Raw genomic sequence first — 17,423 nt, forward strand, 5'->3', positions numbered from 1 at the left:
CCTTGGCTGTCGGCCGGGTCCGGCCTGGTCAGTGCCCCATGCCCAGGCCGCCGTCGACCGGGATCACGGCCCCGGTGACGTACGCCGCGGCGTCGGAGGCGAGGAAGGCGACGACCGACGCCACCTCGTCCGGGGTGGCGTAGCGGCCCAGCGGCACCTGGGTCTTGATGAGCGTCTTCTGCTCGTCGGTGAGCACCCCGGTCATGTCGGTCTCCACGAAGCCGGGAGCCACCACGTTCGCGGTGATGGAACGGCTGCCCAGCTCGCGGGCGATGGAGCGCGCCATGCCGATCAGCCCGGCCTTGGAGGCGGCGTAGTTCACCTGGCCCGCCGAGCCCAGCATCGCGACCACCGAGGAGACGAAGATGATCCGGCCGCGGCGCTGGCGCAGCATGCCCTTGGCGGCGCGCTTGGCCAACCGGTAGGAGCCGGTCAGGTTCGTCTCGATCACCGAGGACCAGGCGTCCTCGGACATCCGCAGCAGCAGGGTGTCGGAGGTGATGCCGGCGTTGGCCACCAGCACCTCGACCGGACCGTGCGCCTGCTCGACGCTCAGGAAGGCCGCCTCCACCGCGGCGGGGTCGGTCACGTCGCAGCGCACGTCGAGGGCGCCCTGCGGGGCTCCCCCGTTGCGGGTCGTGACGGCGACCTTGTCGCCCTGGGCGAGGAAGGCTTCCGCGATGGCGCGGCCGATGCCGCGATTGCCGCCGGTGACGAGGACTGATCTGCTCACGTCCAGCGACGCTAGCGATTACCCGCGCGTAGCCCTAAACACCTCGCCGCCCGGGCCGTGGGACGCCGGCTCAGTCGTCCTCGAGGCGGAAGCCGAGCCGGATGCCCACCTGGAAGTGCTCCACCTGGCCGTCCTTGACCTGCCCGCGGACCTGGGTGACCTCGAACCAGTCGAGGTGGCGCAGGGTCTGGGAGGCGCGCGCGATGCCGTTGCGGACCGCCTGGTCGATGCCGTCGGGCGAGGTGCCGACGATCTCGGTGACGCGGTAGGTGCGGTCGGTCATGGGGTCCTCCGTGCGGTGTCGGTCCAGGCTGGTCCCGGGCGGCTCGACGATCGTAGCGACGTACGATGGTGCGATGGCCGAGCGCGAGCGTCGCCGGGACTCCGAGCCCGTGCGCATCACCAGTGCGGGGACGAACCGCGCCGACGAGATCGCCGCGCGCCAGCGCCGCTACCTGTACTCGATGTCGCTGCGCGCGGTCTGCTTCATCGGGGCGGTCGTCGCCGACGGTTGGCTGCGCTGGGCCCTGGTGGCGGGCGCGGTGGTGCTGCCCTACGTCGCGGTGGTGATGGCCAACGTCGCCCCCCGTCGCCGCGACGACTTCCAGGTCCCCGAGGGCGGTCCGATCGACCGCCAGCTGGGCAGCGGGACCACCGGCTCGACACAGCTCCCGCCGCGCCCCTGACCGGCGGGTCCGCGCGCTCAGCAGCCGGCCCCTCTCCGGGCCCGGAGCGGGCCGACGAGGGGCCCGTCACGTTGGGCCCGCAGCGGTAGAAAACCGCTGAGGGCCGTGCAAGAATTACCCTCGTCGGCTCGGTCTCCCCCGTCTGAGCCGGCAATCGCGATGCCGGACAGCTTCCCCCGTGGCTGTCCGGCATCGTCCGTCTCTAGGCTGGCGCCATGCCCGATCCCCTGAGCGCGCCCCCCGAGACCGAAGCTGCCGAGATCGCCCCGGTGGACGCACCGCTGACCTGCTCGGCGAAGGGCTGCCCGCAGGACGCGGTGTGGGCCCTGCTGTGGAACAACCCCAAGCTGCACACGCCCGAGCGCCGCAAGACCTGGCTGGCGTGCGCGCAGCACCGCACGTCCCTGGGCGACTTCCTCCAGGCACGCGGGTTCCTGCGCGACGTCGAGGCGCTCTGATCCGAGCCGGCGCAGAGTCGGGCCGGGGGCTCAGCCGCCGATCGCCGACATCGGGCGGTCCGGCTGCAGGAACAGCGGGTCGTCGATGCCGTGCCCGGCCCGCTTGCCCGCCATCGCGGCGACCCAGCGGCGGGCGATCTCGTCGTCGGAGGCTCCGCCGCGCAGGGAGGCCCGCAGGTCGGACTCCTCGCGCGCGAACAGGCAGTTGCGGATCTGGCCGTCGGCGGTGAGCCGGACCCGGTCGCAGTCCCCGCAGAAGGGCCGCGTCACGCTGGCGATGACCCCGACCGTGCCGGGTCCGCCGTCCACGGTGAACAGCTCGGCCGGTGCGCTCCCCCGCGGCTCCACCGCGGCGGTGAGCACGAACTCGCGCTCGAGCATCGCGAAGATCTCGTCGGCGGTGATCATCAGCTCCCGGCTCCACCCGTGCTGGGCGTCCAGGGGCATCTGCTCGATGAAGCGCAGCTCGTAACCCTCGCCGAGCGCCCAGCGCAGCAGCTCGGGCGCCTGGTCGTGGTTCACCCCACGCAGCAGGACCGCGTTCACCTTGACCGGTCCGAGCCCGGCGTCGCGCGCGGCGGCCAGGCCGGCGAGGACGTCGTCGAGCCGGTCGCGGCGGGTGATCGCGGCGAACGTCTCGGCGCGCACGCTGTCCAGGCTCACGTTGACCCGGTTCAGCCCCGCCTCCGCGAGCGTGTGGGCGGTACGGCGCAGGCCGAGCGCGTTGGTGGTCACCGACAGCTCCAGGTCCGGTCCCGCCAGACGGCTGCGGCGCACGATGTCGACCAGCCCGCGGCGTACCAGGGGCTCCCCGCCGGTGAAGCGGACCTCCTGGACCCCGAGTCTCTCCACGCCGATCCGGACCAGCCGCACGATCTCGTCGTCGGTCAACACCGACTCGTCGGGTAGCCAGTCCAGCCCCTCGGCCGGCATGCAGTAGGAACACCGCAGGTTGCACCGGTCGGTCAGGGAGACACGCAGGTCCGTGGCCACCCGGCCGAATCGGTCCTCGAGCGCGTAGGTCGTGACGGGGTCACTGCTCATTGCCTCAGTCTAGGTGTGAAGCGGACCTCACAGTAGGCGGGGACCGGTCGCGAGTCGCCCGTCGCGCGCGACTACCCTCGGGGAGGTGGATCGGATGCGGTTGTTCCTCAGCAGGCGGTGGGCGCTCTTCGCCATCGCCGTCGCGCTGCTCGCCTACGGCGCGTGGTGGCTGGGCGGGTGGCAGTTCGACCGGCTCGAGGAGCGCAAGGACCGCAACGAGGTCGTCGAGCGCAACGAGACCGCCACCCCGCGCCCGGTCCAGGACGTCCTGGCACCGGGTCGCGCCGTCAGCTCCGAGGACGAGTGGGCCCGGCTCACCGCGACCGGGGTCTACGACACCGACGACACCGTGATCGTGCGCTACCGCACCCGCGACGGGAAGTCCGGGATCAACGTCGTCGTCCCCCTGGTCACCGAGGACGGCACCGCCCTGCTGGTGGACCGCGGCTGGATGCCCACCGACAACCGCGGCATCGACGCCGCCGAGGTTCCGCAGCCCCCCTCGGGCGAGGTGGAGGTGACCGGCTGGGCCCGCGGCGACGCCACCGGCGACAGCACCAAGGTCGCCAACCAGTCCACGCGCGCCATCTCCAGCACCGAGATCGGTGCTGCCCTGGACCGGGAGGTGTACGGCGGCTTCCTGCAGCTCTCCTCGGAGGACCCGGAGCCCGCCGAGTCCCTCACCCCCTCGGACCTGCCCGAGCTCGGCGACGGCCCACACTTCTTCTACGGACTGCAGTGGTGGTTCTTCGGGGTGCTCGCGGTGTTCGGCTTCTGCTACCTGGGCTACGACGAGTGGCGCAAGGCCAAGCGCAAGAACGAGCCCGCCCAGGAGTCCCCCGGCGAGGACTCACAGGGCGCGGAGCATGCCTCCGTCGACCGGTAGCATCACGCCGCTCACGAACGACGCGGCGGGCGAGAGCAGGAAGGCCGCGGCCCGGCCGAACTCCTCCGGCTCGCCGTAGCGTCCCAGCGGGATGCTGGCCAGCGCCGCGGCCCGGGCCGCGGCCGGGTCGGGCGCGGAGGCGTCGAGCTCGGCGACCCGCTCGGTCGCGATCCGCCCGGGCAGCAGTCCGTTCACCCGGATCCCCCGTGGCCCCAGCTCCTCGGCCAGCGTCTTGGCGACCATCGCCAGCCCGGGGCGCAACCCGTTGGACAGCGCCATCTCCGCGAGCGGCGCGCGGACGCTGGAGGACAGCACCACGGCCAACGCGCCGGTGTCGGACAACTCGGCGCCGATCTCGCGCAGCAGCCGGACCGCACCGAGGAAGACGGTCTCGAACGACCGGGTCCAGGCCGCGTCCCCGGTGTCGGCCACCGTGCCCTTGGGCGGTCCGCCGACGCTGATCAGGGCGCCGTCCAGACGCCCCCAGCGCTCCCGGGCGGCGGCGATCAGGCGCGCCGGCGTGTCCGGGTCGGCGTTGTCCGCCCGGACCCCGAGCGACGCCTCGCCCAGCGCGGCCGTGGCCTCGTCGAGGGAGTCGGCGCTGCGTCCCGAGAGCACCACCCGGGCGCCCTCGGCGACCAGACGCTCGGCGCTCGCGCGACCCAGGCCGCGGGCTCCACCGGTGACGACGTACACGCGCTCGCGCAGCTGGAGGTCCATGCCGGGGAGCCTACTCACCCCGTCGAGGCGCAGGGCCTCGCTCAGCCCACCCGCTCAGCCCACCCGGTCGCCGTCGTGGACGGCGAACTGCGTGCGGTACAGGTCGGCGTACAGGCCACCCTGGGCGAGCAGGTCGGTGTGCGTGCCGGACTGGACGATCCGGCCCTGCTCGAGCACCAGGATCCGGTCGGCGTGGCGCACGGTGGAGAGCCGGTGGGCGATCACCAGCGACGTGCGCCCCTCCAGGGCGGCGTCCAGGGCCCGCTGCACGGCGGCCTCGGACTCGCTGTCGAGGTGGGCGGTCGCCTCGTCGAGGACGACGATCGCCGGCGCCTTGAGCAGCAGCCGGGCGATGGCGAGCCGCTGGCGCTCACCACCGGAGAGCCGGTAGCCGCGGTCGCCGACCACCGTGTCCAGGCCGTCGGGGAGGCTGCGCACCAGCGACGCCACCTGGGCGGCCTCCAGGGCGTGCCAGATCTCGGTGTCGTCGGCGCCGGGCCGGGCGTAGAGCAGGTTGGCGCGGATGGTGTCGTGGAACATGTGCGCGTCCTGGGTGACGTAGCCGACCGCGTCCTCCAGCGACTGCAGCGTCACGTCGCGCACGTCGTGTCCACCGACGCGCACGGCGCCCTCGGTCACGTCGTAGAGGCGCGCCACCAGGTGCGTGACGGTGGTCTTGCCGGCCCCCGAGGGACCCACCAGGGCGATCATCTGCCCGGGCTCGGCACGGAAGCTGACGTCGTGCAGCACCGGTCCGTTGTCGCGGGTGTCGCGGCGCGCGACGCCCTCGAGCGACTCGATGCCGACCTCCTCGGCGCCGGGGTAGCGGAAGCCGACGCGGTCGAACTCCAGGCGCGCGGCGCCCGCGGGCAGCGCGACGGCGTCCGGCTTCTCGGCGACCAGGGACGGCAGGTCGAGCACCTCGAAGACCCGATCGAAGCTGACCAGCGCCGTCATCACGTCGATGCGCACGTTGGACAGCCCCTGCAACGGCCCGAGCAGGCGCAGCAGCAGGGTGGCCAGCGCCCCGAGCGTGCCGATGGTGAGCTGGTCGCGGACCGCGAGGTGCCCGCCCACGCCGTACACCAGCGCGGTGGCCAGTGCCGGGACCGCCATCATCGTGGCCATGAAGACCCGGGTGATCAGCGAGATCCGGATGCCCAGGTCGCGCACCCGGCCGGCCTTCTGCGCGAAGAGCGCGTCCTCGTCGGCGCGACGCCCGAACAGCTTGAGCAGCATCGCGCCGCCCACGTTGAACCGCTCGGTCATGACGTTGCCGAGGTCGGCGTTGCCGTCCATCTGCTGCCGCGTCAGCCCGGCCAGCCGGTTGCCGACCCAGCGGGAGGTGATCAGCAGGATCGGGAACGTCGCCAGGCACAGCAGCGTGACCTGCCAGCTGAGCACGAACATCGCGATGCCCACCACGAACACCGAGATGGTGTTCGACACGGTGCTGGACAGGGTGGAGGTGAAGGCGCGCTGCGCCCCGATCACGTCGTTGTTCAGGCGCGAGACCAGGGCGCCGGTCTGCGTGCGGGTGAAGAACGCCAGCGACTGGCGCTGCACGTGCGCGAAGACCTGGGTGCGCAGGTCGTAGATGAGCCCCTCGCCGATCCTGGCCGAGAGGAACCCCGACAGCACGGCCAGCAGGGCGCTGAGCACCGCGGTGGCCACCATCGCCAGCGCCAGCACGGTGATCAGGGTGCTGTCGTGGCCGAGGATCCCGTCGTCGATGATCCGCTGCACCAGCAGCGGGGTCACCACCACCAGGCCGGCGTCGACGACGGTCAGCGACAGGAACAGCGCGATCAGTCGCCGGTGCGGCCGCGCGAACTGCAGGATGCGGCGCACCGTGCCCCGCTCCACCTTGGCCTTGGCCACACTGCGATCGGTGCGCAGGTTGCGGAACGCCGGGCCCATCCCCTGCATGCCGGACATGGCCCCTCCTCCGGGCCGCGAACAGCCCTGCTGCTTCGTCTACCCGGTCTGGTCAGGCCGGTGTCGTCATCCCTGCATCATCTGGGCCAGCTCACGGAACCTGCGGGCCTGCGCCTCACGCTCGAGGCGGCGCTGCTCGTCCAGGCTCCGGTCCGCTGCCCCCTGCAGCAGGGTCTTCGTCTCACGCACCGCACCCGCCATCGGTGCGGTCAGCGCGGCGGTGAGGTCCGCGACCGCCGCGTCCAGCTCGGACGCCGGCACGACGGCCGTCGCCAGCCCGATCGCCGCTGCCTCGGCGGCCCCCACCATCCGTGCGGTGGCACAGATCTCGAGTGCTCGCGAGTAGCCAACGCTCTCGACCAGCGGCTTTGTTCCCGTCAGGTCCGGCACCAGGCCCAGCGCGGACTCCTTCATGCACAGCTGCGCGTCGTCGGCGAGCACCCTCAGGTCGCAGGAGAGGGCCAGCTGGAAGCCGGCGCCGATGGCGTATCCCTGCACCGCGGCGATCGAGACGAAGCGAGGGTCGCGCAGGAACGTGAAGCCGCGCTGGTAGTCGTCGATGGTCGCCGAGATCTGCTCGTCGGGCAGCGCCAGCAGCGAGGCCACGGTCTCTTCGCCGTCCCCGCCCGCGGGGTCGAGCATCTTGCGGTCCAGGCCCGCGGAGAAGCTGTGCCCCTCGCCGCGCACGACCACCACCCGGACGTCCTCGGGCAGCGACTCCCCCACCTGCGCCATCGCCCGCCACATGGTGGGCGTCTGGGCGTTGCGGGCCTCCGGCCGGTTCAGCGTCAGGGTGGCCACCGGCCCCTGGATCTCGAGACGCAGGCCGGCGGAGGTGAGCTGTTCGGGAGTCATGGGCCGCAGTCTAGGAAGCCCCCTCGCCGGGCCGCAGGTCAGGCTGGGCTCACCTTGCCCGCGCCGCGCCCGCCCGGCTCAGCTCAGCTCAGCTCAGCTCAGGCGAGGCTGACCAGGTCGGCGTACTCGTCGCTCCAGAGGTCCTCTTCGCCGTCGGGCAGGATCAGCACCCGGTCCGGCTCGAGGGCGCGCACCGCACCCTCGTCGTGGGTGACCAGGATGATCGCCCCCTCGTAGCTGCGGATGGCGGCGAGCACCTCCTCGCGCGAGGCGGGGTCGAGGTTGTTGGTGGGCTCGTCGAGCAGCAGCACGTTGGCGCTGGATACGACCAGGATGGCCAGGGCCAGGCGGGTCTTCTCGCCACCGGACAGCACGCCGGCCGGCTTGTTGGCGTCGTCGCCGGAGAAGAGGAAGGAGCCCAGCACCGAGCGTGCCTCGGCGTCCGCGAGCTGGGGCGCGGCGGTGCGCAGGTTCTCCAGCACCGTCCGGTTCACGTCCAGCGTCTCGTGCTCCTGGGCGTAGTAGCCCAGCTTCGCGCCGTGGCCCGGGACGACCTTGCCGGTGTCGGGCTGGTCGACGCCGGCGAGGATCCGCAGCATCGTGGTCTTGCCGGCGCCGTTGAGGCCGAGGATGACGACCCGCGAGCCCTTGTCGATGGCCAGATCGACGTCGGTGAAGACCTCCAGCGAGCCGTAGGACTTCGACAGCTCGGTGCCCATCAGCGGGGTCTTGCCGCAGGGGGCGGGCGAGGGGAACTTGATCTTCGCCACCCGGTCGGCCTGACGCTCGCCCTCGAGCCCGGCCATCATCTTCTCGGCGCGCTTGAGCATGGACTGGGCGGCGGTGGCCTTGGTCGCCTTGGCCCGCATCTTGTTCGCCTGGTCCATCAGCGTGCTGGCCTTGCGCTCGGTGTTCTGCCGCTCGCGCTTGCGACGTCGCTCGTCGGTCTCACGCTGGGTGAGGTAGGCCTTCCAGCCCATGTTGTAGATGTCGATCTCGGCCCGGTTGGCGTCCAGGTGGAAGACCTTGTTGACCGTCGCCTCGAGCAGCCCGTTGTCGTGGCTGATCACGATCAGGCCGCCCTTGTGGGTGCGCAGGAACTCACGCAGCCAGACGATGGAGTCGGCGTCGAGGTGGTTGGTCGGCTCGTCGAGCAGCAGCGTCTCGGCCTCGGAGAACAGGATCCGGGCCAGCTCGACGCGGCGGCGCTGGCCACCGGACAGGGTCTTCAGCGGCTGGCCGAGCAGCCGGTCCTCGATGCCGAGGCTCTTCGCGATCTGGGCCGCCTCGGACTCCGCGGCGTACCCGCCGCCGGCGTGCAGGTCGGCCTCCGCGCGGGTGTAGCGGCGCATCGCCTTCTCGCGGACCTTCAGGTCGTCGCTGCCCATCTGCTCCTCGGACTGGCGCATCCGCCGTACGGCGTCGTCGAGCCCGCGGGCCGAGAGGATCCGGTCGCGCGCGAGCACCTCGGGGTCGCCGATGCGCGGGTCCTGGGGCAGGTAGCCGATCTCGCCCGAGCGCAGCACCTGGCCGGAGGCGGGCAGCGCGTCACCGGCGAGGATCTTGGTGAGGGTGGTCTTGCCGGCGCCGTTGCGCCCGACGAGACCCACCTTGTCACCGGCCGCGACCCGGAAGCTGACGTTCTCCATGAGCAGGCGCGCACCGGCGCGCACCTCGAGTTGCTGTGCCGTGATCATGTGAGCTTTCTGCAGGCTGGGAAGGGATGCGGGGCCATCGGGAGGCCGATCGGCCCGCGCGCATCATCGTCTCCACCCTACGCGCTGGCGCGGGCCCGTCCCGCATCGCCAGAGCGGGGTGCGATCATGCGCAGATGCGCTTCAACCCCAAGGCTCGTCTCGACACCGGCCGCGTCTCCAACCGCGGCGGCGGTGGCCGCTCCGCCCGCGCGAGCGGCGGACTGCCGATCCCCGGCGGGGTGGCCGGCGGCGGCATCGGCGGCGTGGTGGTGCTGATCATCGTCTTCGTGGTCCTGCAGCTGGTCGGCGGCGGCGAGGGTGGGGGCGGTACGGCGACGTCGGGCGTCGACACCAGCCGGGTCGCGCAGGCCGACCGGGAGCGCTACGCCGGCTGCACCACGGGCGCGGACGCTAACGAGAGCGCCGACTGTGCCCGGGTCGCGATCGAGAACTCGCTCTACGACTACTGGGCCGACACGCTGCCCCGGCAGGGCGACGTGGCCTTCCGGCCCGCCACGATGGCCACGTTCACCGGCGCGGTCGACACCGCGTGCGGTCGCGCCGATTCGGCGGTCGGCCCCTTCTACTGCCCCGCCGACCAGGGCATCTACCTCGACTCCGCGTTCTTCGACACCGTCCTGGAGCGCCAGCTCGGCGGCCCGGACGGCGGCTTCGTCGAGGCGTACGTGCTCGCCCACGAGTACGGACACCACCTGCAGAACCTGAGCGGGACGATGGGCCGGGTCCGGACCCAGCAGGGCCCGCGCAGCGACGCCGTACGCCTGGAGCTGCAGGCCGACTGCTACGCCGGGATGTGGACCGCCGCCGCCACCTCCACCGAGGACGCGGCCGGGTCCCGGCTGTTCGCCGAGGTCACCGACGAGGACGTCCGCCTGGCGATCGAGGCGGCCGAGGCGGTGGGCGACGACCGGATCCAGCAGAAGACCCAGGGCCAGACCAACGAGGAGTCCTGGACCCACGGCTCCGCGGCGTCGCGGATGAAGTGGTTCCGCACCGGCTACGAGCGCGGCACCCTCGAGAGCTGCGACACCTGGGCCGTGCGCACCCCTTAGTCGCCGCTCTCTCCCGCTCGAGGCCACTGGCCACACGAAACCCGCACTTCCCACGTGTTCCTTCACGTGGGATGTGCGGGTTTCACGAGTTAACTCGTGAAAGCAACAGGGACGGCGCACCTCACAACAACGCCTCGATGTGCGCCGCCTGCCGCTGCAGGGCCTGGAGCGCCGGCGCCACCGAGGGGTGCCGGAACTTCCCGGCCAGCGCGCCCTCGCCGTCGGCCGCGCGGGACAGCGCCCAGTCGGCGCGGGTGAGCACCGTGAAGACCGACACCGCCCGCGCCGCCAGCAGCACCTGCTCGGCGGTGGCGAGCCCGCTCGGCAGCCCGCCCAGGTACGCCGCGAGCAGCGGCTCGAGCGATTCCCGGGTGGACAGGGCGAAGTAGCCGAGGTCGGCGCCGACGGGTCCTCGGCCCAGGGCCGACCAGTCGATGGCGATGACGTCGTCACCGTGCCGCCCGCGCAGGTTCGCCGGCACCGGGTCGCCGTGCTGCGCCACCTGCGGAAGCTCGTCGAGGCGCGCGAGGAGCACCTCGCGCCGCGACCACAGATGGTGGGCGACGTCGGCGACCGTGGTCCGGGCGAGGACCGTCCAACCGCCGCGGCGTTCCACCGGACGCAGCCGGCTGCGCAGCTGTCCCCGGCTCAGCCAGGGCCGCTCCCCCAGCTGCGCACCGGCGAACCGTCCCAGGGCGCGGGCCGTGAACAGGCCGGGGTTGTCCGCCAGTTCGACCAGTTCGTGGACCAGCGTGACGCCCTCGTGGTCCTCGTCCACCCGGAGCGCCGCCGCGCTGCGCAGCCCGGGGGTCCGCTCGGTCCCCCGGTCGAGGGCCGCGTCGGCCTCGCGGCGCCAGTAGGCGGGGTGGCGCGGGTCCGAGAGCTCAGCCGGGTCGTCGGGGCCCGGGGCGCGCAGCCGCTTGGCGACCAGCTCCCGGCCCGCCTCGTCGAACGCCCACACTCCCTGCGTCGACGCGGAGGGGCCCGCCGGGAGGCGGCGCCAGCCGGGCTCGGGCTGCCACATGGGCACATCCTGACAGAACGCGGCCTCGGATCGCCGCAGATCTCCACGACGGAGGCCGGCCTGTCCCGCACGCTCAGCCGCGGTTGGTGACCTCGACCCGGATCGCGCAGGCGTCGCGCACCGCGCTCTCCAGCACGCCGCGCCGCGGGTCGGGTACGGCGAGCCAGGGCGCCACCACCTCGAGGTGCGCCAGGCGCGGGTCCTCGAGCACCTCCCGGACCGCCGGACGGTCCCCTCCGGTCACCAGCACGGGCACCGCGACCAGCAGCCGCGCGGCGTGCTCGGCCGCCGCCTCGTAGGCCTGGCGGGCCTGGTTGTCGCGCCGGCGGGCGAAGCGCTGCTGGCTCTGTCCGCCCGCCTTGGTCCGCCCCTGGACGTGGCGCTGGCCCACCTTGGACGCGACGATGCTGTCCCCGGCCAGTCGGGCGACGGCGAATCCGCCCCTGCGGACGAGCAGGATCCCCCACAACTCGGGAGGGCGCCACGCCTCGGCGAGGCCCGCCGCGCCCGGCTCCCCGTCGTACGTCGCGGCGAAGGGCAGGCGCGCCACGAACGTGGACCCGTCCTCGGCCACCCCCCGCAGAGCACCGTCGGAGCAGGCCAGCGCGGTGGTCCCGTGCCGTTGGCCGAAGTTGGCCACCCACCGCCCGATCCGCTCGACCGGCACGAACACCTCGACGCTCACCGCCCGAAAGTAGCGCGTTGCCCGTAGCCTGTGCGCACTGACCCGTGACGAGAGGACTGGCCATGGACTTGAGTGTCGTTGGGATCGTGGGCCTGATCGCCGGGGTCTTCGTGGTCGTCGCCGGCTGCGTGCTGGCGCTGTTCGTCTCGATCTTCCGGCGGATCCGCCGCGGAGACCTGGTGCGGCGCAGCCCCCAGTCCGACTGGCGTCACGATCCGTCGCACTCGACCACCGCGAACTGGACGGGCGGCACCACGGACTACACCAGCGGTCCGTGAGCGAGAGGACCAGCCGGAACCGACCATCACCAAGCAGGGGGACTCTTCGTGCACCGCCTCACCGTCGACGGGCGTGACGTCGCTTTCGTGGAGCTTGCCACGACCGCGCGCACGCGCAGCAAGGGCCTCCTGGGCCGGACCGGCCTGGAGGGCGCGTTGTGGCTGGCCCCGGCGCGGCAGGTGCACACCTATCGGATGAAGTTCGCGATCGACGTCGCCTACCTGGACAAGGAGCACGTCGCCATCCATGTCGCCACCATGCAGCCGGGCCGGCTCGGACCGTGGTCATGGCGCAGCAAGGGCGTCCTGGAGGCCGAGGCCGGGGCGTTCGAGACCTGGGGTCTCACCCAGGGGTCCCGGATCGACTTCACCAGCCGCGCGCACGACGCCGTCTGATCCGGTAGAGCAGCACCCCCAGCCCGATCGTGCCGACGGCCAGGAAGCCGGCGAGCACCGGCGCGCGCCACGTCGGCGCCTCCGACTCCGAGACGGGCCGCCGGTACTTGTCGGCAGCCGAGGGCCCCGGTGACGCCGGCGGGACGCTCGGCGAGGGGACCAGCGGCGCGGTGCTCGGGTCGGGCTGAGGCGTCACCGGCTCCCCCGGGTCCACCGGCTGCTCGGACTGCTCGGACTGCGGATCCAGGCCGTCGTAGTCCAGCGAGAACCGGACGTTGTACCGGCGCGGCGCCAGGTACTTGGCACACTCGAGAAGCTCGTTCTCCCGGTCGACGCCCAGCGCCAGCCGGATGGTCCACGGGCCCGCGTAGTCGATGCCGGTCGAGCTCTCCTCGAGCGGATGGGAGGTGGAGGCTCCCGTCGAGCCGAAGTCCACGCCGTCGAAGACTCCCGAGTTGCCGTACGGCGGGTACACGTAGCCCTCGCCGGCCCGGTTGCGCAGCTCGGCGCGCCAGGACGGGCACCTGCTGAGCTCTCGCGGCATCGTCGTCCGCTCACCGCCCTCGATGGTGGCGAGGACCCGGGGCCGGGCGCCGACCGGCGCGTCGAACCGGAACCAGGCGGAGCCACCCGGCGCCAGCGTGATCCGGTAGGCCCCGGGCGTGATCATCCTGGCCTTCGCCCGTCGCGGACTCGCCTCGACGGCACGCCCGGTCCCGAGCCGGCCCGTCGCCTGCTGGCTGATCCGCCGCAGCGCCGCGCTGAGCGCGTCGGAGTTCTCGGCGTCGTAGTAGTCCCCGCCTGTGGCGTCGGCGATGCAGCGCAGCTGACTGCGGGCCTTGCCGGTCCGGCCGAGCGCGACACCGACGGTCTCGATGCGCACCTCGAGGCCGTTGCGCTTCAGGTCCTTCACGATCTCGCACGGCGGACGGGTGCTGCAGTTGTCCTCGCCGTCGCTGATCAGCACGATCACGTCCCGGGCTCCGGCGCCCTGGGTGAAGTCGTCGGCGGCCCGGGTGAGGGCGTACCCGATCGGGGTGTCGCCGGTGGGGCTCAGACGACCGGCCGCGGCGACCACCCGGGCCGGCCTGGTCGGGGCCAGCGGCACCAGCAGCCGCGAGTCGCGGCACGATTCGGCCCGGTCGTCGCCGGCGTAGTCCGAGCCGTAGGCCCGCAGCCCCATGCTCGAGGCGCGAGGAAGCGAGAACGCCAGCTCCGAGAGGGCCCGGCGTGCGCCGTCGAGCAGCGACTGCCCGTGCCCGCCGTCGCGTTGCATCGATCCCGAGACGTCCAGCACGACCAGCACCCGCAGGTCCGCGTCGGTCGGCGCGCTCGCCCGACCCGGGGCGACCAGCCCGAACGCCACCAGCAGGCCGGCAAGCACCGAGACGAGCAGGCGCCGCCGGCGGTCTCGGCGGCTCACCGCGGCCACGGTGACCGGCACGTTCGTCTCGTCACGCTCAGCGACTTCCCCATGCTCTGCTGGGAGGAAGCTCCTGGTGGGTCGAGAACTGCGAGGACTGGTCGATGACGCCTCGCTGGATCACGTAGAGCGCGCCCCCCACGAAGCCGATGGCGCACCCCACCCCGACCGGCATCGCCGTGCGGTCGGCAAGCCAGCCGAGGCCGGAGGCGGTCCCCACGCTCGCCGCCGTCAGCAGCGCCAGGGGTGTCGCCACCGTGAGCACCGCCTGTCCGGGCGAGGACAGCCCCGCCCCCGTCAACGCCATCCCACCGGCGATGACACCGGCCAGGATCGCGGCACAGGCCACGAAGGCGGTGGAGCCCCACCACAGCACGTTCACCCGGGAGCCGACGCCCTGGACGTCGCTGATCGTCCGATCCGCCCCGGCGACGGAGAAGCCGAGGATGACGATCCCGGCTCCGACCACGCCGATGGCGGCTGCCGCCAGCACCCCACGGGTCACCGCGATCGGGCGCGTGATCATCCCGCGGTGACCTTCACGGAGTCGTAGGCCTTCTTCATCAGCGAGTCCCACTCCCCCTCGGGGGCGATGAAGCGGATGCTGGAGGAGGTGTCGTCCGACAGCTGGATCATCAGCGTCACCTGCTCCACCGGGTACTCCTCACCGTTGTAGTCCAGGTTCCGTCGGAACCTGAGGAACTCGGCTGCCTCGGCACCCGGCACGTCCGCGTCGCCCTTGTCCAGGAGCTCGTAGCCGGACGAGAGCTCGGCGATCTTCTCGGCCGCGGTGGCCATCCCGGCATCCAGCTGAGCGCCCTTGTCGGGCTGGCCCATCGAGAACTGCAGTCCGGCGGGGAACGGCGTCGTCTCGATCGGCTGGCCGACGGCCCACTCCCAGGTAGTGCCCTCGATGCTCTCGATCTCGGGCTCATAATCGACCCAGTCCTCGGCCATCGTGACCACGATCCCGTGGCCCGCCGCGTAGGAGGCGCCATCCTCTTCGACGATCTTGAACTCATCGGGGGCGGTCGAGACCAATGCGTCCGACACCTCGACGTCCTCTCCACCACAGCCGGTCAGCAGCAGGAGCGCGGCGAGAGCCGCACCGAGCAGCGCATGTGCCCTCGAGGTCATCCGCATGCGAGGTTCTCCTCCCAGGTGCCGGTGACGGGGTTGTAGTACCAGCCACCGGTCGTCGTCTCGTCGGTGGTCACGACGTGCCCCTCGGCGCCGACGGTGACTGCGATCACCTTGACCTTACCGCCCCACTCCTCTCGGCTCTCGTCCACCGTGCCCTGGGTGAACGTGTACTGCGAGTGGTTGGCGAACTGGTCGGTGATGGCCGCCTGGGCGTCCTCGCCGAGCCCTCCCCCGGTGACGAAGTCGCCCACGGCTTCGGAGAGCTGGCTGCGTCCCTCATCGTCGAACGTGGTCGAGAATCCGAGACTCACCTTGCCGCCGGCTCCCACGGTGAGGCTCGGCAGGTTGAGCACGTCGTTGGTGGTACCGGGCTCCGGCTTGCCGTGGCCGGGACCGAGCTTGACGTTCGCCGATCCCTTCGCCTGGCCCGAGATCTCGCCGGCCATCGAGACGAGCTTGCCGTCCTTGTCGAAGGTCACGTCCGTCGTCACCGAGAGTGCCATGTTGCCCGCGGCGTTCGCTGCGATCATGTCCGAGGGGACGGGGATGCCCAGCTCGGCAGCGGCCTCGAGAGTCAGTGCCATCGTGAACTTGGTGTTTCCGTTCTTGTACGTCTCCACTCCGAGGACGGCCTTGCCACCGCCCGAGCCCTTCAGTGGCCCCGCGTCACCCGAGACATCGACGCCTCCGCCGGCCTGGTAGTAGGTGGACTCCGCCTCGGGCCCGCCCTCGACGCCGCCCACGACGCCGCCGAAGTTGTCCTTGTTCTTCTCGGCGAACTCCCGCGCCTCCTCGAGCGAGTCGAACTTGAAGTTGCTCCCGGTGCTGACGTTCCCGGAGATGTTGACGCTGGCGCCCTTGCTCGCGTCGACCCCGCCCTTGCCGGTGTTGACGTCAGCCCCCGCCTTGGGACCGAACTCGTAGCTCCCGTTGACCTCTCCCGACGTCCTCACCACATAGGTGTCCTTGAAGGACCCGTCGTCCTGGCGCTCCCGGATCTTCAGCAGCGTGTAGCCGCTGTCGCCGCCGACGGTGGCGACGACCGACACCGAGCCGCCGTACTGCTTGCCGTTGGAGGACACCGTGCAATCGGTGGGGACGTAGGAGGGCAGCTCGCTGTTGGAGCAGCCGGCACCGCCGAGCGTCCCACCGATCTTGCAGAAGGCGCTCGACATGATCTGCTTGCTCTGCCCCGAGATCGGGGTCGTGAAGCCGATCACCGCGATCGCCAGGAGCGCCGCGAAGGCCAGGATGCCGACGTACTCGGCGGTGGTCGCGCCGTCTTCCCCGCGCCGCCTCCGGCCTCCGAATGGGTACATGGTGCGTCTCCTGACTAGGTGTGCCGTGTGGCGCTGGGGTGCCGGTGTCACTGGATGAGGTGGATGTCCCACTGCAGAAGATCACCAAGGTTCGTGGCGCAGAAGCCGGCCGGTTCGAACGGCTCCGGCTCCTCGGGCTCCTCCGGCTCAGGCTTCTGGGTCTCCTTCGGGCCGCCGGGGCCCGGGGGGTCCGAGGGGCTCGGCGGCGGCGGAGGTGGCGGCGGTGGCGGAGGTGGTTCCACGCAGGACTCCAGGTACTCGGTCAGCCCGATGCAGGAGCCGCCGATCATGAAGCCGCTCAGATCGCTGCACAGGCCTCCCGAGATCGCGACCGCGACCTTCGAGCGGCTCCGGGAGCGGGCCTCGGCGTCGCCGCCCTTGACCGTGTCGAGCTGACGGGTGGTCACCTCGTAGGTCCACTGGCGCTTCACCGGGTCGTAGCCCCGGAAGGAGACGAGGCCGTCGACCTCGGCACCGTTCGCCTCGGCGTACTCTCGCGCCGCAACCTGAACGGCGGGCGCGGATCCGAAGCTCTGGAGGAAGGTGGTGAGGCTCCCGCCGGTGCCGAAGACCGACTCCAGCTTGAGCATCGACTCGACGTGGTCCTTGTGCTCGGCTCCCACCGCCAATGCCGCGGCGTCGGCCGCGGTGTCTGCTCGGCCGGTCTGGTCGAGCAGGTTCTGCAGGGCCACGAAGGTCACCGCGATGGCGAACCCACCAATGACCGCGAGGAGGAGGGCCGGGTAGACCTGGCCCTCCTCCCCAGTGGCGCGAGTGCGCATGAATCAGCCGAGCTTCTCGGAGATCTTGTCGAAGGCCGAGGTGATGATGGTGTTGGCCTGGTCGCCGATGGGGGTGGCGAAACCGATCACCGCGACGGCCAGCAGAGCCACGAACGCCAGGATGCCGACGTACTCGGCGGTGGTCTGGCCCGCCTCGTCGCGCCGGGTCTGGAGGTTCTGGCTGAAGACGTGGAGGGTGGCCTGCAGGGTGGCTGCGAACTGGTTCATGGTTGCTCCTGGTGTCGTGAGAGAGATGTGGGTCGTCGTGGTCCGAGTGGCTTGC

At 71.9% G+C, this 17,423-nt stretch carries 21 protein-coding genes; 6 read left to right on the top strand and 15 right to left on the bottom strand.

Annotation, left to right across the window (positions count from 1 at the left end):
- Positions 1 to 28 precede the first annotated feature (28 nt).
- Together fabG and AC6EH9_RS10640 are read right to left on the bottom strand one after the other, a co-directional pair.
- The gene (gene fabG, locus AC6EH9_RS10635; protein WP_498422926.1) at positions 29 to 733 is read right to left on the bottom strand and encodes a 3-oxoacyl-ACP reductase FabG; all 705 of its coding nucleotides are present in this window, start codon (positions 731 to 733) and stop codon (positions 29 to 31) included.
- A 70-nt stretch (positions 734 to 803) separates the two neighbouring features.
- Positions 804 to 1,016: a dodecin gene (locus AC6EH9_RS10640; protein ID WP_498422927.1), complete on the bottom strand. Its 213-nt coding sequence runs from the start codon at positions 1,014 to 1,016 to the stop codon at positions 804 to 806.
- Between the two features lie 73 nt (positions 1,017 to 1,089).
- Between AC6EH9_RS10640 and AC6EH9_RS10645 the strand changes: the two genes are divergently transcribed.
- Complete coding sequence (locus AC6EH9_RS10645) at positions 1,090 to 1,419, top strand: DUF3099 domain-containing protein (RefSeq protein WP_498422928.1); 330 nt, start codon at positions 1,090 to 1,092, stop codon at positions 1,417 to 1,419.
- A gap of 215 nt (positions 1,420 to 1,634) precedes the next feature.
- Positions 1,635 to 1,877 (top strand): hypothetical protein, encoded by a 243-nt coding sequence (locus tag AC6EH9_RS10650; RefSeq protein ID WP_498422929.1) that lies wholly within the window; start codon positions 1,635 to 1,637, stop codon positions 1,875 to 1,877.
- A gap of 30 nt (positions 1,878 to 1,907) precedes the next feature.
- Here the strand turns inward: AC6EH9_RS10650 and moaA are convergent, their stop codons facing one another.
- Entirely contained in the window at positions 1,908 to 2,921 is a 1,014-nt protein-coding gene (gene moaA / locus AC6EH9_RS10655; protein ID WP_498422930.1) for a GTP 3',8-cyclase MoaA, read from the bottom strand.
- A gap of 94 nt (positions 2,922 to 3,015) precedes the next feature.
- On the opposite strand from moaA, the gene AC6EH9_RS10660 reads away from it, so the two are divergent.
- Positions 3,016 to 3,807: an SURF1 family cytochrome oxidase biogenesis protein gene (locus tag AC6EH9_RS10660; protein ID WP_498422931.1), complete on the top strand. Its 792-nt coding sequence runs from the start codon at positions 3,016 to 3,018 to the stop codon at positions 3,805 to 3,807.
- Here AC6EH9_RS10660 and AC6EH9_RS10665 read toward each other — a convergent pair.
- The 4 genes from AC6EH9_RS10665 to AC6EH9_RS10680 all read right to left on the bottom strand — a co-directional run bounded on the left by AC6EH9_RS10665 (position 3,772) and on the right by AC6EH9_RS10680 (position 9,017).
- Positions 3,772 to 4,527: an SDR family oxidoreductase gene (locus tag AC6EH9_RS10665; protein ID WP_498422932.1), complete on the bottom strand. Its 756-nt coding sequence runs from the start codon at positions 4,525 to 4,527 to the stop codon at positions 3,772 to 3,774. The two genes, AC6EH9_RS10660 and AC6EH9_RS10665, sit on opposite strands and share 36 nt — an antisense overlap.
- 54 nt (positions 4,528 to 4,581) lie before the next feature.
- Positions 4,582 to 6,465: an ABC transporter ATP-binding protein gene (locus AC6EH9_RS10670; protein WP_498422934.1), complete on the bottom strand. Its 1,884-nt coding sequence runs from the start codon at positions 6,463 to 6,465 to the stop codon at positions 4,582 to 4,584.
- Positions 6,466 to 6,531: 66 nt separating this feature from the next.
- A complete protein-coding gene (locus tag AC6EH9_RS10675; protein WP_498422935.1) occupies positions 6,532 to 7,320 on the bottom strand; it encodes an enoyl-CoA hydratase/isomerase family protein in 789 nt (262 codons plus the stop codon).
- 98 nt (positions 7,321 to 7,418) lie between these two features.
- Positions 7,419 to 9,017, bottom strand: coding sequence for an ABC-F family ATP-binding cassette domain-containing protein (locus tag AC6EH9_RS10680; RefSeq protein WP_498422936.1), 1,599 nt, complete (start codon positions 9,015 to 9,017; stop codon positions 7,419 to 7,421).
- Positions 9,018 to 9,151: 134 nt separating this feature from the next.
- On the opposite strand from AC6EH9_RS10680, the gene ypfJ reads away from it, so the two are divergent.
- A complete protein-coding gene (gene ypfJ, locus AC6EH9_RS10685) occupies positions 9,152 to 10,090 on the top strand; it encodes a KPN_02809 family neutral zinc metallopeptidase (protein ID WP_498422937.1) in 939 nt (312 codons plus the stop codon).
- A gap of 121 nt (positions 10,091 to 10,211) precedes the next feature.
- On the opposite strand, the gene AC6EH9_RS10690 is transcribed toward ypfJ, so the two are convergent.
- Entirely contained in the window at positions 10,212 to 11,114 is a 903-nt protein-coding gene (locus tag AC6EH9_RS10690; protein WP_498422938.1) for a phosphotransferase, read from the bottom strand.
- A 73-nt stretch (positions 11,115 to 11,187) separates the two neighbouring features.
- Positions 11,188 to 11,799 carry an acVLRF1 family peptidyl-tRNA hydrolase gene (locus AC6EH9_RS10695; protein WP_498422940.1) on the bottom strand — a complete coding sequence of 204 codons (612 nt, stop codon included), beginning with the start codon at positions 11,797 to 11,799 and terminating at the stop codon, positions 11,188 to 11,190.
- A 62-nt stretch (positions 11,800 to 11,861) separates the two neighbouring features.
- On the opposite strand from AC6EH9_RS10695, the gene AC6EH9_RS10700 reads away from it, so the two are divergent.
- Together AC6EH9_RS10700 and AC6EH9_RS10705 are read left to right on the top strand one after the other, a co-directional pair.
- Positions 11,862 to 12,077, top strand: a complete 216-nt coding sequence (locus AC6EH9_RS10700; protein WP_498422942.1) for a hypothetical protein — start codon at positions 11,862 to 11,864, stop codon at positions 12,075 to 12,077.
- A 48-nt stretch (positions 12,078 to 12,125) separates the two neighbouring features.
- A complete protein-coding gene (locus AC6EH9_RS10705; RefSeq protein ID WP_498422943.1) occupies positions 12,126 to 12,473 on the top strand; it encodes a DUF192 domain-containing protein in 348 nt (115 codons plus the stop codon).
- Here the strand turns inward: AC6EH9_RS10705 and AC6EH9_RS10710 are convergent.
- From AC6EH9_RS10710 to AC6EH9_RS10735, 6 genes are read right to left on the bottom strand one after another with little or no spacing between them, the layout of a single operon-like run.
- Positions 12,445 to 13,896, bottom strand: a complete 1,452-nt coding sequence (locus AC6EH9_RS10710) for a vWA domain-containing protein (RefSeq protein WP_498422944.1) — start codon at positions 13,894 to 13,896, stop codon at positions 12,445 to 12,447. The two genes, AC6EH9_RS10705 and AC6EH9_RS10710, sit on opposite strands and share 29 nt — an antisense overlap.
- A gap of 37 nt (positions 13,897 to 13,933) precedes the next feature.
- Positions 13,934 to 14,422 (bottom strand): hypothetical protein, encoded by a 489-nt coding sequence (locus AC6EH9_RS10715; RefSeq protein WP_498422945.1) that lies wholly within the window; start codon positions 14,420 to 14,422, stop codon positions 13,934 to 13,936.
- Positions 14,419 to 15,039 carry a hypothetical protein gene (locus tag AC6EH9_RS10720; RefSeq protein ID WP_498422946.1) on the bottom strand — a complete coding sequence of 207 codons (621 nt, stop codon included), beginning with the start codon at positions 15,037 to 15,039 and terminating at the stop codon, positions 14,419 to 14,421. The genes AC6EH9_RS10715 and AC6EH9_RS10720 overlap by 4 nt, the downstream gene beginning before the upstream one ends.
- A complete protein-coding gene (locus tag AC6EH9_RS10725; RefSeq protein WP_498422947.1) occupies positions 15,030 to 16,358 on the bottom strand; it encodes a hypothetical protein in 1,329 nt (442 codons plus the stop codon). The genes AC6EH9_RS10720 and AC6EH9_RS10725 overlap by 10 nt, the downstream gene beginning before the upstream one ends.
- A 47-nt stretch (positions 16,359 to 16,405) precedes the next feature.
- A complete protein-coding gene (locus tag AC6EH9_RS10730) occupies positions 16,406 to 17,140 on the bottom strand; it encodes a hypothetical protein (protein WP_498422948.1) in 735 nt (244 codons plus the stop codon).
- Positions 17,141 to 17,143: 3 nt separating this feature from the next.
- Entirely contained in the window at positions 17,144 to 17,368 is a 225-nt protein-coding gene (locus AC6EH9_RS10735) for a Flp family type IVb pilin (RefSeq protein WP_498422949.1), read from the bottom strand.
- Positions 17,369 to 17,423 lie beyond the last annotated feature (55 nt).

Source organism: Nocardioides sp. Z21_20 (genome assembly GCF_059766585.1).